Source organism: Pseudomonas sp. TYF_14 (assembly GCF_043105275.1).
Lineage (GTDB): Bacteria > Pseudomonadota > Gammaproteobacteria > Pseudomonadales > Pseudomonadaceae > Aquipseudomonas > Aquipseudomonas alloputida.
Window position 1 is genome coordinate 23940 of sequence record NZ_JBICLK010000004.1, and the last position, 14489, is coordinate 38428.

The 14489-nt window shown below is 61.1% G+C and carries 15 protein-coding genes; 10 read left to right on the top strand and 5 right to left on the bottom strand.

The features are described 5' to 3' along the window. Positions 1–111 precede the first annotated feature (111 nt). On the top strand, positions 112–969 hold the full coding sequence (locus ACF8O8_RS00980; RefSeq protein ID WP_049588177.1) for a peptidoglycan DD-metalloendopeptidase family protein: 858 nt from the start codon (positions 112–114) through the stop codon (positions 967–969). A 108-nt stretch (positions 970–1077) separates the two neighbouring features. Continuing rightward, entirely contained in the window at positions 1078–2085 is a 1008-nt protein-coding gene (gene rpoS / locus ACF8O8_RS00985; RefSeq protein WP_003252351.1) for an RNA polymerase sigma factor RpoS, read from the top strand. A gap of 532 nt (positions 2086–2617) precedes the next feature. Here rpoS and fdxA read toward each other — a convergent pair. Continuing rightward, positions 2618–2941 (bottom strand): ferredoxin FdxA, encoded by a 324-nt coding sequence (gene fdxA, locus ACF8O8_RS00990; RefSeq protein WP_003252355.1) that lies wholly within the window; start codon positions 2939–2941, stop codon positions 2618–2620. A gap of 140 nt (positions 2942–3081) precedes the next feature. After that, a complete protein-coding gene (gene mutS, locus ACF8O8_RS00995) occupies positions 3082–5655 on the bottom strand; it encodes a DNA mismatch repair protein MutS (protein WP_010952693.1) in 2574 nt (857 codons plus the stop codon). A 184-nt stretch (positions 5656–5839) separates the two neighbouring features. On the opposite strand from mutS, the gene ACF8O8_RS01000 reads away from it, so the two are divergent. The 4 genes from ACF8O8_RS01000 (at position 5840) to recX (ending at position 9108) form a co-directional block, all read left to right on the top strand. Continuing rightward, the gene (locus ACF8O8_RS01000; protein ID WP_392509124.1) at positions 5840–6907 is read left to right on the top strand and encodes a hypothetical protein; all 1068 of its coding nucleotides are present in this window, start codon (positions 5840–5842) and stop codon (positions 6905–6907) included. Positions 6908–6962: 55 nt separating this feature from the next. Next, complete coding sequence (locus ACF8O8_RS01005) at positions 6963–7445, top strand: CinA family protein (protein ID WP_010952695.1); 483 nt, start codon at positions 6963–6965, stop codon at positions 7443–7445. 103 nt (positions 7446–7548) lie between these two features. Next, positions 7549–8616, top strand: coding sequence for a recombinase RecA (gene recA / locus ACF8O8_RS01010; RefSeq protein WP_003252365.1), 1068 nt, complete (start codon positions 7549–7551; stop codon positions 8614–8616). Positions 8617–8637: 21 nt separating this feature from the next. Next, positions 8638–9108: a recombination regulator RecX gene (gene recX / locus ACF8O8_RS01015; protein ID WP_010952696.1), complete on the top strand. Its 471-nt coding sequence runs from the start codon at positions 8638–8640 to the stop codon at positions 9106–9108. A gap of 276 nt (positions 9109–9384) precedes the next feature. Here the strand turns inward: recX and ACF8O8_RS01020 are convergent, their stop codons facing one another. Then, the gene (locus ACF8O8_RS01020) at positions 9385–10503 is read right to left on the bottom strand and encodes an LOG family protein (RefSeq protein WP_003252368.1); all 1119 of its coding nucleotides are present in this window, start codon (positions 10501–10503) and stop codon (positions 9385–9387) included. A 160-nt stretch (positions 10504–10663) separates the two neighbouring features. On the opposite strand from ACF8O8_RS01020, the gene ACF8O8_RS01025 reads away from it, so the two are divergent. Next, positions 10664–10873 (top strand): hypothetical protein, encoded by a 210-nt coding sequence (locus ACF8O8_RS01025; protein WP_012053470.1) that lies wholly within the window; start codon positions 10664–10666, stop codon positions 10871–10873. A 14-nt stretch (positions 10874–10887) separates the two neighbouring features. Here ACF8O8_RS01025 and ACF8O8_RS01030 read toward each other — a convergent pair whose 3' ends face one another. Continuing rightward, positions 10888–11307: a quorum-sensing-regulated virulence factor family protein gene (locus tag ACF8O8_RS01030; RefSeq protein ID WP_003252372.1), complete on the bottom strand. Its 420-nt coding sequence runs from the start codon at positions 11305–11307 to the stop codon at positions 10888–10890. A 216-nt stretch (positions 11308–11523) separates the two neighbouring features. Here ACF8O8_RS01030 and ACF8O8_RS01035 point away from each other — a divergent pair, with 216 nt between their 5' ends. From ACF8O8_RS01035 to ACF8O8_RS01045, 3 genes are all read left to right on the top strand, one after another. Next, on the top strand, positions 11524–12234 hold the full coding sequence (locus ACF8O8_RS01035) for a tRNA-uridine aminocarboxypropyltransferase (protein ID WP_004574842.1): 711 nt from the start codon (positions 11524–11526) through the stop codon (positions 12232–12234). 179 nt (positions 12235–12413) lie between these two features. After that, positions 12414–13064 carry a response regulator transcription factor ErdR gene (erdR, locus tag ACF8O8_RS01040; protein ID WP_003252375.1) on the top strand — a complete coding sequence of 217 codons (651 nt, stop codon included), beginning with the start codon at positions 12414–12416 and terminating at the stop codon, positions 13062–13064. Between the two features lie 73 nt (positions 13065–13137). Continuing rightward, positions 13138–13503, top strand: a complete 366-nt coding sequence (locus tag ACF8O8_RS01045) for a diacylglycerol kinase (protein WP_010952700.1) — start codon at positions 13138–13140, stop codon at positions 13501–13503. Here ACF8O8_RS01045 and finR read toward each other — a convergent pair. Beyond that, complete coding sequence (gene finR / locus ACF8O8_RS01050; protein ID WP_004574844.1) at positions 13500–14426, bottom strand: LysR family transcriptional regulator FinR; 927 nt, start codon at positions 14424–14426, stop codon at positions 13500–13502. The two genes, ACF8O8_RS01045 and finR, sit on opposite strands and share 4 nt — an antisense overlap. Positions 14427–14489: the final 63 nt, after the last annotated feature.

A 14489-nucleotide genomic window follows, 5' to 3' on the forward strand; every position in this document is an offset into this window, starting at 1 on the left:
TATGCCCGTCTTTTGTACCCGTCTGCCATTACCGGCTGGCTTGGTTATAATTGCAACAATATTGCATTTCTTGTCTTCATATCGATTTTCGGCACCATGAGGGGAGCGCGGGTGGGTCACACAGTCATTCGGCAGCGCAAGGACGGGTCGGGTTTCAAGCTTCTGGTGATTGCATTGGCCATGGGCTCGCTTCTGGTGGGTTGCTCAAGCACCAGCAGCAACAGCGCGCGGGTGGTCGACCGCAACAACACCGTGCCCAAGCGCCCGGCGGTGACTTCTGGGCAATACATCGTCAAGCCAGGCGACACCCTGTTCTCCATCGCCTTCCGTTATGGCTGGGACTACAAGGAGCTGGCTGCACGCAACGGCATTCAGGCGCCTTATACCATCCGCCCGGGCCAAGCGATTCGTTTCAGCAGCGGTTCCAGCAGCCGCACCACGGTGGTGTCCAGCCCGTCCTCGTCAAGCCGCACCACGGTCACGCGGCGGCCTGTGGGCAGCACAGCCACGGCGCCTGCCAGCACCAGCAAACCGGCCACGTCGGCGCCTTCCGCCCCTGCCCCTGTGGTTGCTACCGTACCAGCCGCAGAGCGCGCGGTAGGTGGGTGGACCTGGCCTGCCAACGGTGTACTGATTGGAAAATTCGCTTCAAACGGTAGTTTGAATAAAGGCATTGATATCGCCGGTGATTTGGGACAGCCTGTTTTTGCTGCGTCTGATGGTGCGGTGGTTTATGCCGGGAGTGGTTTGAGGGGCTACGGCGAGCTGATCATCATCAAGCACAGCGACACCTACGTCAGTGCCTACGGTCATAACCGCAGGCTGTTGGTTCGGGAGGGGCAGCAGGTCAAGGCAGGGCAGTCGATTGCTGAAATGGGGTCTACGGGCACAGATCGGGTGAAGCTGCATTTCGAGATTCGCCGCCAGGGCAAACCCGTCGATCCACTCCAGTTCCTGCCACGTCGTTGACCGTTGTACCCAGCCTGTTCCTGTGATGTAGAGGGGACAGGCTCAAGCGCTGCCAGGGAGAAAGGTGCCGCTCGAGTCTGAGTTCGAACTCAGCAAAGGATTATAACAATGGCTCTCAGTAAAGAAGTGCCGGAGTTTGACATCGACGATGACGTCCTCCTGATGGAGACGGGTATCGTTTTGGAAACGGATGTGGTGTCAGACGAACCTGCTGTATCTTCGGTTCGGACGAGGGCCAAATCGGGCTCTTCGCTCAAGCAACACAAGTACATCGATTACAGCAGGGCGCTCGATGCCACCCAGCTGTATCTCAACGAGATTGGTTTCTCGCCGCTGCTTTCGCCGGAAGAAGAAGTGCATTTTGCGCGCTTGTCGCAAAAGGGTGACCCTGCCGGCCGCAAGCGCATGATCGAAAGCAACCTGCGCCTGGTTGTCAAAATTGCCCGTCGATACGTGAACCGTGGCCTGTCGTTGCTCGACCTGATCGAGGAGGGCAACCTGGGGCTGATCCGGGCGGTCGAGAAGTTCGACCCGGAGCGTGGTTTCCGTTTTTCGACCTATGCGACTTGGTGGATTCGCCAGACCATCGAACGGGCGATCATGAACCAGACCCGCACCATTCGCCTGCCGATCCACGTGGTCAAGGAACTGAACGTCTACCTGCGCGCCGCGCGCGAGCTGACGCAGAAACTCGACCACGAGCCCTCGCCGGAAGAAATCGCCACCTTGCTGGAAAAGCCGGTCGCCGAGGTCAAGCGTATGCTCGGCCTGAACGAGCGGGTGTCTTCGGTAGACGTGTCGCTTGGCCCGGATTCGGACAAGACCCTGCTCGATACCCTGACCGACGACCGCCCGACCGACCCGTGCGAACTGCTGCAGGATGATGACCTGTCGCAGAGCATCGATCAGTGGCTGGGCGAGTTGACCGACAAGCAGCGTGAAGTGGTTGTACGCCGCTTTGGCCTTCGCGGCCATGAAAGCAGTACCCTGGAGGATGTTGGGCTGGAGATCGGCCTTACCCGTGAACGCGTGCGGCAAATCCAGGTGGAAGGGCTCAAGCGCTTGCGCGAGATCCTTGAAAAGAATGGTCTGTCCAGCGAGTCATTGTTCCAGTAGCTAGCGCTGTAACAAAAAACGCCCCGGTGATCTCGGGGCGTTTTTGTTTGTGAAGAAAAACCAGTTTCCCCTCCGGTTGCCGGGGCGCATGGCGCCCAGACTCTGCCAGGCAAGGCACAATCAAATGTGTACCGCGCTACCCCAGTAACATCGCGTGTAAGCCTTTGCTTACTCGTTGTGTAAGCTTTCCATGCAACCTTCAGTAAATCAAAGTCGTTTCCAAAGGCTGCATTTTTACAACCCATTGAAAAGCATGGTTTATTCACCGGTGAATAAATGTGTCCGCGGAAATACCTTGCAAGGTCCATCGCTTGCTCGCCCGGCTGAACCCGCTAGTATTCGAACTGTGCACAGGGACATGCACAGGCTTTCAGGATGAAGGCCAGGGACATCGCAAGAAGCGATTTCATCAGGATGATGTTTGGGACAAGCAGGGACTACGGAAAAAAATGTGGGCGGGTCAAACCGCCCCTTTTTTTGCCCGTAGGAAAACAAAAAAGGCCCGAAGGGCCTTTTTCGCGTCTGGGCGCTATCAGCGCTCCAGGTCGGCAATCTTGCCAGGCTTGCCATCCCATTCTTCAGCGTCCGGCAGGGCGTCCTTACGCTCGGTGATATTAGGCCAGATTTCCGCCAGCTCGGCGTTCAGCTCGATGAAGTTTTCCATGCCCGAAGGCACTTCGTCTTCCGAGAAGATGGCTTGCGCTGGGCACTCCGGCTCGCACAAGGCGCAGTCGATGCACTCGTCCGGGTGGATGACCAGGAAGTTCGGGCCTTCGTAGAAGCAGTCCACCGGACAGACTTCCACGCAGTCGGTGTATTTGCATTTGATGCAGTTGTCGGTGACGACGAAGGTCATTTCTAATTCTCTCCTCAGGCGACGGCGGCGGCCCTTCCTCTCAGGGCCGCGCGGTTTACGGGCATGTGGCTGCAGGCCAGGCTAATAACCTGCAGCACCAGCAAACCGCGGCGGATTCTACCAGCTTGTAATGGGCGCCGTTATAACAGGTTCTTTAGTTGATATAGCATTTCGATAGCTTGACGCGGGGTCATGTCGTCCAGTTGCAGCTTGCCCAGCTTCTCGATGGCTGGATGCGGCAGGCTGGCAAACAAGTCGCTCTGGTGCGGCACTTGCGGCGCGTCCTTGGCCTTGTGGGCCGCTGGCTGCTCATGGGGCAGGCTGGTGGTTTCCAGCCGGCCAAGGTGCTCGCGGGCACGCTGGATCACTGCCGTCGGTACGCCGGCCAACTGCGCAACGGCCAGGCCGTAGCTTTGGCTGGCAGGGCCGGGTAGCACGTGGTGCAGGAACACGATGCGTTCATTGTGCTCGGTGGCGTTCAGGTGCACGTTGGCCACCAGCGGCTCGCTCTCCGGCAGCACGGTCAGTTCGAAGTAGTGGGTGGCGAACAAGGTGTAGGCACGCAGCTGGGCCAGGCGCTCAGCGGCAGCCCAGGCCAGCGACAGGCCGTCGAAGGTGCTGGTACCGCGGCCCACTTCGTCCATCAGCACCAGGCTGCGGTCGGTGGCATTGTGCAGGATGTTGGCGGTTTCGCTCATCTCCACCATGAAGGTCGAGCGCCCGCCGGCCAGGTCGTCACTGGAGCCGATGCGGGTGAAGATGCGGTCGACCAGCGACAACTCGCAACTCGCCGCAGGGACGAAGCTGCCGATGTGCGCCAGCAGCACGATCAGGGCTGTCTGGCGCATGTAGGTCGACTTACCGCCCATGTTCGGGCCGGTGATGATCAGCATGCGCGTACTGTTGTCCAGGCCCAGGTCGTTGGCCACGAACGGCGTGGTCAGCACCTGCTCCACCACCGGGTGGCGGCCCTGCTCGATGCGCAGGCAAGGCTCGTCGACGAAGCGTGGGCAGTTCAGGTCGAGGTTCAGTGCGCGCTCGGCCAAGTTGCTGAGCACGTCCAGTTCGGCCAGGGCGGCTGCGCTGTCCTGCAGTGGCGCCAGGTGGCTGATCAGGGTTTCCAGCAGCGCGTCGTAGAGCATCTTCTCGCGGGCCAGGGCGCGGCTCTTGGCCGACAATGCCTTGTCCTCGAACGCCTTCAGCTCCGGGGTGATGAAGCGCTCGGCGCCTTTGAGGGTCTGGCGCCGGATGTAGTCGCCCGGGGCCTGCTCGGCCTGCTTGGTCGGCAGTTCGATGAAGTAGCCGTGCACGCGGTTGTAGCCGACCTTGAGGTTGGCCAGGCCGGTGCGAGCCTTTTCACGGGCTTCCAGGTCGATCAGGAACTGGCCGGCGTTCTCGCTGATTGCCAGCAGCTCGTCCAGTTCGTTGTCATAGCCGGCTTTCAGTACGCCGCCGTCGCGGATCACCGCCGGCGGGTTGTCGATGATCGCCCGCTCCAACAGGCTGGCCAGCTCCGGATAGGTACCGGTAATTGCCGCCAGGCGCGCCAGGTGCGGCGCTTCGAGCTCGGTCATGGCGTTCTGCAGCTCTGGCAACGCGCCCAGCGCATCGCGCAGGCGTGCCAGGTCGCGCGGGCGGGCATTGCGCAGGCCAATCCGGGCGAGGATCCGCTCGATATCGCCAATTTCCTTCAACTGCGGCTGCAGCTTCTCGAAGCGGTAGCTGTCGAGCAGGCAGCGGATCGAGTCCTGGCGTGCTTGCAGCACCTTGAGGTCGCGCAGCGGGCGGTTCAGCCAGCGGCTCAGCAGGCGGCTGGCCATGGCGGTCTGGCAGCGGTCGATCACCGATTGCAGGGTGTTGTCGCGCCCGCCGGCCAGGTTGATGTCCAGCTCCAGGTTGCGGCGGCTGGCCCCATCGAGGATGACTGTATCGTCCAGACGCTCGTGGCGCAGGCTGCGCAGGTGCGGCAGGGCGGTGCGCTGGGTTTCCTTGGCATAGGTCAGCAGGCAGCCGGCGGCGCCGATGGCCAGGGTCAGCTTGTCGCAGCCGAAGCCCTTGAGGTCCTTGGTCGCGAACTGCTGGCACAGGGCCTTGCGTGCCGAGTCTCGGTCGAAGTCCCAGGGGGCGCGGCGGCGGGCGCCTGGGCGTTTCTCCGCAGGCAGGTCCCGTGGCCAGTCGTCGGGGATCAACAGCTCGACCGGGTTCAGGCGCTCGAGTTCGGCTAGCAGGTTTTCCCAGCCCTTGATCTCCTGCACGCTGAAATTGCCGCTGGTGATGTCCAGTACCGCCAGGCCGAACAGGCGCTCGTCACCGAGCAGGGCGGCAATCAGGTTGTCGCGGCGCTCGTCGAGCAGTGCCTCGTCACTGACCGTACCCGGGGTGATGATGCGCACCACCTGGCGCTCCACCGGGCCCTTGCTGGTGGCGGGGTCGCCGATCTGCTCACAGATCACCACCGACTCGCCGAGCTTGACCAGCTTGGCCAGGTAGCCTTCCAGCGAATGGAACGGAATCCCGCACATGGGGATGGACTGGCCGGCCGACTGACCGCGGGCGGTCAGGGTGATATCCAGCAGTTTCGCGGCCTTTTTCGCATCTTCGTAGAAGATCTCGTAGAAGTCGCCCATGCGGTAGAACATCAGCTGGTCCGGGTGCTGGTTTTTCAGCTTCCAGTACTGCTGCATCATCGGGGTGTGTGCGGAAAGATCTGACATTCAGGGCCTTACAGGGGGGATCTGGTTGGCGATGGTAAACCCGTAATGGTACAGGCTTTTTCGTTGCGATGCAGGCGCGTGCTATGGGGCATGCGCGCAGTCTGGCGGGCAATGGTGGAGCTGCGCCGCGTAACCCTCTAGAATGCGCGCCCCTCGATGAATGCCCCTAGCCGTGACCTGCACGATGAATGTGTCCAGCCCTGTCCCTTATGTAACGCAACAGCTGATCTACCTCCTTTATGGCGAGCGCCGGATCTATCAGCTGGAGGCAAAACTCAGCATCCTCACCGCCCTGGCCCGTTGCAAGGCGGCTGAGCTGCCGGTGATCCGCGTGCTTACCGACCAGCCACAGGCTTTTGCCGGCTGGCCGGTGGAAGTGATCGCACTGGACGAGCAGACCTTGCAGGCCTGGGCCGGCGACGGCGGCTACACCCATCGGCGCAAGGCCTGCGCCATTGCCCAGGCCGGGCAGTGGGCGGACAAGACCGTGTTCATCGATACCGATACGGTATTTCTGCAGTCGCCGCAAAAGCTGTTCAGCCAGGTCGATGTCGGGCAATTCTTGGTCGACGAGGTGGAAATGAGCTGGGCCGAGGCCTCGCGCAGCAGCTATTACCGCAGCTTCGTCGAGGGGCTTGCGGAGTCGGGCGAAGCAACGGCCGATGACCTGCGGCTGTGTAACAGCGGTGTGATGGGCTTTACCCGCGACAACGTTGGCATCGCCGAGCGCGCCATCGTCCGGATTGACGACTGGACGCCGTATGCCCGTGACTTGCATACGATCGAGCAGATCGCTTTTTCCTTCGAATTGCATGGCGCGCCGATCAACGAGGCGCGCGGCGTGATCAGCCATTACTTTGCGATGAAGCAGTACGTGCATGCCATTCTAGAAATCTTCTTTGCCAGGCATGGCGAGCATTTTCATTCGAAGATGCCAGGTCTGGCCCTGAAGGTGCCGGCGCATCGCCCGGTGCCCTCGTGGTTGGCTCGGCTCTCGGTGAAATGGAGCCTCAAGCATGTACCCCGGGAGTTGCGTGGCATCGGCCGCAAGTTGCTCTACGGCAGTGTGATGAGTGGTGATGATTACCAGCGCGCGTGCAAGGTGGTCTGGTGGCGTTCGGCAATCGAGGACATGCGCACGCTGGGCGGCTTCGACTGGAGCCGGGAGTGGCCTGAGGGGCTGCCGCGGCTGGGGCAGCGTGACGAACTGGCGTTCAGCGAAATCGCCCGGGCCAGCCTGAAAGTTTCCTGAGCCAGAGCCCGAAGCAGGGTGATAGGGTAGAGAGCCGCCCTCAAGGAGCACCCACATGGACCCGATCACTACGCTCGCCACCCGCCTGGGTGAACACCTGCGCCGATTCAATGCGCAGGTGACTACCGCCGAATCCTGCACCGGTGGTGGCATTGCCGAAGCCATCACCCGCATACCTGGCAGCTCGGCCTGGTTCGAGGCCGGTTACGTCACCTATTCCAATGCCCAGAAAACCCGCCAGCTGGGGGTGCCTGAAGCGTTGTTCGGTCAGGTGGGGGCGGTCAGCCAGGAAGTGGTCGAAGCCATGGTCCGCGGAGCTCAGGCTGCCAGTGGCGCACGCTTCGCCGTGGCGGTGAGTGGTGTGGCCGGGCCGGACGGCGGCTCGCCAGCCAAACCGGTGGGCACTGTGTGGCTGGCCTGGGGTGATGGCGATCGGGTGTTCAGCGAACGTCGGCAGTTCGATGGTGACCGCGAGGCGGTGCGCCGACAGACGGTGATCGCCGCGTTAGACGGCTTGTTACAGCTTGGTGCCGAGTAAATCGACGACAGGGGTTTGCGCGGGCGTCTGCCTGTGGAATAATACTGGCTACTTATACAGGTATTCCGGCCGTCAGGGCCAAGTCGAACACGTGAGGATTTCAATGGACGACAACAAGAAGCGCGCCTTGGCTGCGGCCCTGGGTCAGATCGAACGCCAATTCGGTAAAGGCGCGGTCATGCGCATGGGTGACCATGAGCGTCAAGGCATTCCGGCCATCTCCACCGGCTCGTTGGGGCTGGATATCGCACTGGGCATCGGCGGTCTGCCAAAAGGCCGTATCGTCGAGATCTACGGCCCGGAATCGTCGGGTAAGACCACGCTGACCCTGTCTGTCATCGCTGAAGCGCAAAAGAACGGTGCTACCTGCGCCTTCGTCGACGCCGAACATGCCCTTGACCCTGAGTACGCCGGCAAGCTGGGCGTCAACGTCGATGACCTGCTGGTTTCGCAGCCGGACACCGGTGAGCAGGCCCTTGAAATCACCGACATGCTGGTGCGTTCCAACGCGGTCGACGTGATCATTGTCGACTCCGTTGCCGCGCTGGTACCGAAGGCCGAGATCGAAGGCGAGATGGGTGACATGCATGTGGGCCTGCAGGCCCGCCTGATGTCCCAGGCACTGCGTAAGATCACCGGTAACATCAAGAACGCGAACTGCCTGGTCATCTTCATCAACCAGATCCGTATGAAGATCGGTGTGATGTTCGGCAGCCCGGAAACCACTACCGGTGGTAACGCCCTGAAGTTCTATGCTTCGGTCCGTCTGGACATCCGCCGTACCGGCGCGGTCAAGGAAGGCGACGAAGTGGTCGGCAGCGAAACCCGCGTCAAGATCGTCAAGAACAAGGTCTCGCCTCCGTTCCGTCAGGCTGAGTTCCAGATTCTTTACGGGAAAGGTATCTACCGTAACGGCGAGATCATTGATCTGGGGGTATCTCAGGGCCTGGTCGAAAAGTCCGGCGCCTGGTACGCCTACCAAGGCAACAAGATCGGTCAAGGCAAAGCCAACGCTGCCAAGTACCTGGCTGAGAACCCGGCTATTGGTGCCGAGATCGAGAAGCAGATTCGTGAGAAGTTGCTGAAAGCGGGTGCTGCTGCTGAAGCCGGCAAAGCTGCTGCTGCCGAAGCTGATGCCGATGACATGGCCGACGCTGACGCCGGTTATTGATTGCGCAGTAGATAGCCAAATATGTCTGCCGTACTCGACACCCCCGTCGCCATCCGGCGGACAGCCATGGACCTGCTCGCACGACGTGAGCACGGTCGAGTCGAGCTGACGCGCAAGTTGCGTCAGCGCGGCGCTTCGGACGAGCTGATCGAGCCTGAACTCGATCGGCTCGCCGAAGAAGGGCTGCTTAGTGAAGCCCGCTACCTCGAGAGTTTCATTCGTTATCGTTCCGGCTCTGGCTATGGCCCTGCGCGTATTCGCGAAGAGCTGTGTCAGCGTGGTTTGGCGCGTGCAGATATCGACCAGGCCCTGCGTGAAAGCGAGGTGAATTGGAGCGAGCGTATGCGCGACGTGTGGCAGCGCAAGTTTGCCGGGCAGCGCCCGCAAGATCCGCGCAGCCGCGCCCAGCAGACCCGGTTCCTGGCTTACCGTGGGTTCCCTATGGACATGATCGGTCGTCTGCTCAGCGGGCGTGATCTCGACGATTATTGAAGCTCGAAACCACAGTGGGTGGCACGTGCCCGTAGCGGATAATCTGTTTTGCCAAATGCCCCCGGCTGTCTCCATTCCATACATAGGAGCGGGTTCACCCGCGAATGCGGTAGCGGCTGCGACGGCGAATGACCAGGGAAATTGGCCAGCAGGTCAGGCCCTTTCGCGGGTAAACCCGCTCCTACGACGGTCTGCGTACAACAACCCGATCAGGTGCAGGAGCAAACAGCCTAAGGTTGCTCCTGCAGGTATCACGCGAGCTGTTACAGAAAAGCATCAACTCACTTTCAGCGCCTGTCTGGCCCTCTGCGTGGTATGCATGGGTTGTGGCTTGGCCCAGTTCTCCGGCAGGTTGATGAAATCCACCAGCTCACGCAAGCGGCCCTGATCCCGGCCGTTGAAGGCGAATGACAGGCGGGTCAGGTGGCTGTAATTGCCAACTTCGTGCTCGGCGCTGCTATCCGCTTGCTGGTGATATTTGCCACTCAGGCGCAAATCGGCAAACCCTTCCTGAATGTCATACAACGCCGCCTCGCTGAGCGCATGGTGCATGCGGATCACGAACTGGCTCTTCAGCCAGCGGCTGGAGTGGTAGTTGCTGTAGAACTGGTTGATTTCTTCAACCGCTTCGTCAGCGCTGTGTACCAGGCGCACCAGCTTCAGGTCGCTGGGCAGGATGTAGCGGTTTTCTTCCAACTGGCGGCTGATGAAGTCCAGGCAGTCACGCCAGAAGCTGCCGCCCGGTGAGTCCAGCAGCACCACCGGTACCAGTGGGCTCTTGCCGGTCTGGATCAGGGTCAGCACTTCCAGCGCTTCATCCAAGGTGCCGAAGCCGCCAGGGCACAGGACCAGGCCATCGGCCTCCTTGACGAAGAACAGCTTGCGGATGAAGAAAAAGTGGAACGGCAGTAGTTTGTCGGTACCGTTCACCGTCGGGTTGGCATGTTGTTCGAAGGGTAAGGTGATGTTGAAACCCAGGCTGTGCTCGCTGCCGGCGCCTTCGTGCGCGGCCGCCATGATACCGCCGCCGGCGCCGGTGATAACCATCAGGTCGGAGCGCGCCAGAGTGGCACCTAGCTCGCGGGCCAGCGCGTACATCGGATGCTCGAGCGGGGTGCGTGCCGAGCCGAACACGGTCACTTTGCGTCGGCCCTTGTAACGCTGCAGGGTGCGGAACGACTGGTCCAGTTCGCGCAGGGCCTGCAGGGTGATCTTGGCGCTCCAGCGGTCGCTGTCGTCATGGGCCATGCGCAGGATGGTCAGCATCATGTCGCGGTAAAGCGGCAGGTTAGGGCTGTTGGGGGCAACCAGTTGCAGTTGTGCTTCGATATTGCTCAGGTCGATATTGTTGTCGCGGAAATGGCTGAACAGCAGTTCATTCGAATGGTAAGGCATGCGACGTCTCCTTCTGCACCAATACCTCTGACCTCAATCTAGACCCTTGCGCCCGATCGTGCCGAGGTGTTCGGCGCAGCCGCCTGTCGGCCTGCGGCCATCGGCAGCACGGGTTTGGTTAACTGGTGGAGTGAAATGTGTCGATGCAGGAGGTGGCGGTATGCATCGCTTGGTCATCGAAGTGGACTGGCAGCTCTACCAGCAGCTGGAGAACGCGGCCCAGGTGCATCACCTGAGCCTTGAAGCCGAGTGCCGCCGCAGGCTGTCGGGGCTGGAGTGTCGGTCGCGATACTTGCAGGCGCTGTTAGCGGAGATGCGCGCCGATGCCGTTGAAGGGCGCTGGCGCGCTCATGAGGACGAGAAAGCGTAGCGTTGACGCTGTGCTTACTTCTTCTTGTTGCCGGCCACGCAGCTGGCGTTGTCGAAGGCCTGGTCCATGACTGGCTGGTTGGTCTTGTAGACCGTGAAGCGGTAGACCATGACGGCGCCCTTGGACATCAGGTTGCGGAAGCCGTTGTTGCGGCACACGCTGTCGCCGAGCTGGCTACGCACCTGCTCAGGGTTGGCCTGCATGCGCGCTGCGTGGCTCTGGCGTACGCTCAGGTGGTTGACCAGCGCCTTGCCTTCAACGGTGTAACCCTGATCGAGGATGTCCTCGTTGATTGCGCGTGGGGTGCCGACGCTGCTCTCTTTGGCGACCTTCTGCAGCAGGGTGTTCAGGTCGTAATCCTGCTTGGATGCCGCCTGGGCTGCCAGAGGCAGGGCGAGCAGCAGGCTCAGGGCGGGGGCGATAAGGCGCAGCATGAATCTCTCCTGGTTCGATGACTGGCGCTTTGACATGCGCGGGTCAACGGCGTTCCGTAAAATTGCGCGTGGCGAGGACCGGCACGGTAGAAGTCCGATTATAAGGAGCGCTTTGCCGGCTGCACAGCAATTGCCACCTGTTCTGGTAGACTGACCGCCTTGTTTTTTCCGAGTCATCCTTGTGCCCATTTTCAATCTGTCCAGAGACCTGCCGGCATGAGCCATGCGGTAGCGCGTCTGCGCGCCGAACGCCTGGCCCGCAGCAACAAGCCTTTCATCGCCCGTGGCTCGCGTGCCGAGCGTTGCCCGGATTGCCGGGTCATCGCCACCCATTGCCTGTGTGCCTGGAAGCCTAGGGTACAGGCTGACGCGGGTGTGTGCCTGCTGATGCACGACACCGAGCCGCTGAAACCCACCAACACCGGCTGGTTGATTGCCGACCTGATTGAAGACACCTGGGCCTTCGGCTGGTTGCGCACCGCGGTTGACGAGCGCCTGCTGGCTTTGCTCGATGACCCGCGCTGGCAGCCCTATATCGTTTTTCCGGGCGAATTCGTTGCCCAGGAGCGGGTGGTCAGCGAGGTGGTGCGCGAGCCGGGCAAGCGTCCACTGTTCATCCTGCTGGATGCCACCTGGACCGAAGCGCGCAAGATGTTCCGCAAAAGCCCGTACCTGGACCGCTTCCCGGTGTTGAGCCTGCAAGCCGAGCAGATGTCGCGCTACCGCCTGCGGCGCTCCAAGCGCGATGATCATTTCTGTACGGCAGAAGTTGCGGCCATGTGCCTGGACCTTGCTGGCGATAGCCAGGCTTCGCAGGCGCTGGATGCTTATCTGGATGTGTTCAGCCTGCATTACCTGAGTGGCAAACGGCGGCTGCCGCTTGACGAGCAGGACGACACCCACCAGCGTTTGCATACCTTCCTATAGTCCAAGGGGCACAACCCCTGCTTTGGTTCATAATGACGGAGCTGGCAGCCAGGGTGGGCGAGACGGCAGGGCGATTGGCTTGATCTCCCTTGACCGTGCTCGGCCTCCTTGGCGCCGATTCCCCGCCGGGCGCTTCCCTTCCACTCGAGTGCCTGGCACAGAACAGGATCCTTAGATCGATGGCCACATACGAAATCCTGATTGCCGATGACCACCCACTGTTCCGTGGCGCCCTGCGCCAGGCCGTTACCCTCGGGCTTGGCCCCGATGTGCGTCTGGTCGAAGTCGCGAGCATTGCCGAACTGGAAACCCGCCTGAGCGAAAAAGCCGACTGGGACCTGGTGCTGCTGGACTTGAACATGCCGGGTGCCTACGGTTTTTCCGGTCTGGTGCTGCTCCGCGGGCAGTACCCGCAGATCCCCGTGGTGATGGTTTCGGCACAGGAAGAGGCCGCCGTGGTGGTCAAGTCCCGCGAGTTTGGCGCCAGTGGTTTCATTCCCAAGTCCAGCACCCTGGAAGTGATCCAGGATGCGGTACGCAAGGTGCTTGATGGCGAGGTCTGGTGGCCGCCGCAGGCGTTCGAAAAGGTCGATGTTTCGGCCGAGGCCAAGGCCGCCAGCGAAGGCTTGGCCAGCCTCACGCCACAGCAGTTCCGCGTACTGACCATGGTCTGCGAAGGCTTGCTGAACAAGCAGATCGCCTATGAGCTGAGCGTGTCGGAAGCGACCATCAAGGCCCACGTGACCGCGATCTTCCGCAAGCTGGGCGTGCGTACCCGGACCCAGGCTGCATTGCTGCTGCAACAACTTGAATCGGTTGCCAGCAACTGACTGCGCATGGCTTCACGCTTTTTTGACCCGAGCCGGTCTAGTCTGCTGGCCTTTCTGCTGTGAAGTGACTCACATGACATCGCCATTCAAGGGCCAGACCGGCCTCAAACGCATCTTCAACGCCGCTGGCTACTCGCTGGACGGCCTGCGTGCCGCCTTCAAGGGCGAGGCCGCATTCCGCCAGCTGGTGCTGCTCAACGTGCTGCTGATCCCGATCGCCTTCTGGCTGCCGGTCAGCCGCGCCGAGCGGGCCATCATGATCGCCGTCTGCCTGCTGGGGCTGATCGTCGAGCTGTTCAACTCGGCGGTAGAGGCGGCCATCGATCGCATTTCGCTGGAGCGCCACCCGCTGTCGAAAAATGCCAAGGACATGGGCAGCGCCGCACAGTTGGTGGCACTGACCATGGTGGCGCTGGTGTGGGGAGTGATCCTGCTTTAAGCGATCGGCGGCAGCACGATCTCGTCACTGCGGGTAAAGCCCGCAGTGAAGCTGCGGCATAGCTCCAGAAACTCACGCATGGCCGAGGTCTGGTACTTCTGTTTGTGCCAGATGAAGTAGAACTGGCGCAGCAGGTCCAGCTCTGGTGTTTCCACAGGTACCAGGCTGCCACGGCGGAAGGCGTCGCGCAGGGCCAGACGTGAAATGCAACCGATGCCCAGGCCCGACTCCACCGCGCGCTTGATCGCTTCGGTGTGCTCCAGCTCCAGGCGAATATTAAGGTTGGCGCGGTGATGGCGCATGGCCTGGTCGAAGGTCAGGCGCGTGCCTGAGCCTTGTTCGCGCAGGATCCACGCCTCCTGCGAAAGGCTTTCGATATCGGCGCGGCCCAGTTTCGCCAGTGGGTGCTGTGGCGCACAGAACACCACCAGTTCGTCCTCGACCCACGGCTGAACTTCCAGGTCGGGGTGATTGCAGTCACCTTCGATTAGACCCAGATCAATTTCGTAGTGCGCGACCTGTTGCACGATATGCGCAGTATTTTGAACATGCAGTTTTACCTGGCTTTCCGGGTGTGTCTGCATGTAGTTGCCGATCAGCAGGGTGGCCAGGTAGTTGCCGATGGTGAGGGTGGCGCCGACCGCCAGTGAGCCGAAACCGGATTTGCCGTTGAGCAGGTCTTCGATTTCCTTGGCCTGGTCAAGCAGGGCTACTGCTTGTGGCAGCAATTGATGGCCCAGGGCATTGAGGGCCAGGCGTTTGCCGGCACGGTCGAACAGCTGGCAGCTCGATTGCCGCTCCAGTTCCGTGATAGAGGTACTGGCGGCCGACTGCGACAGCGCCAACAGGCTGGCGGCCCGAGAGACGCTTTGGTGCTGGGCGACGGCGACGAAGACTTGCATTTGACGGAGTGTGAATCGCATATCGATATAACCGATAACACATATCTTGATAATCCAGTTAACAGATATTGTCGCTGCCCCTAA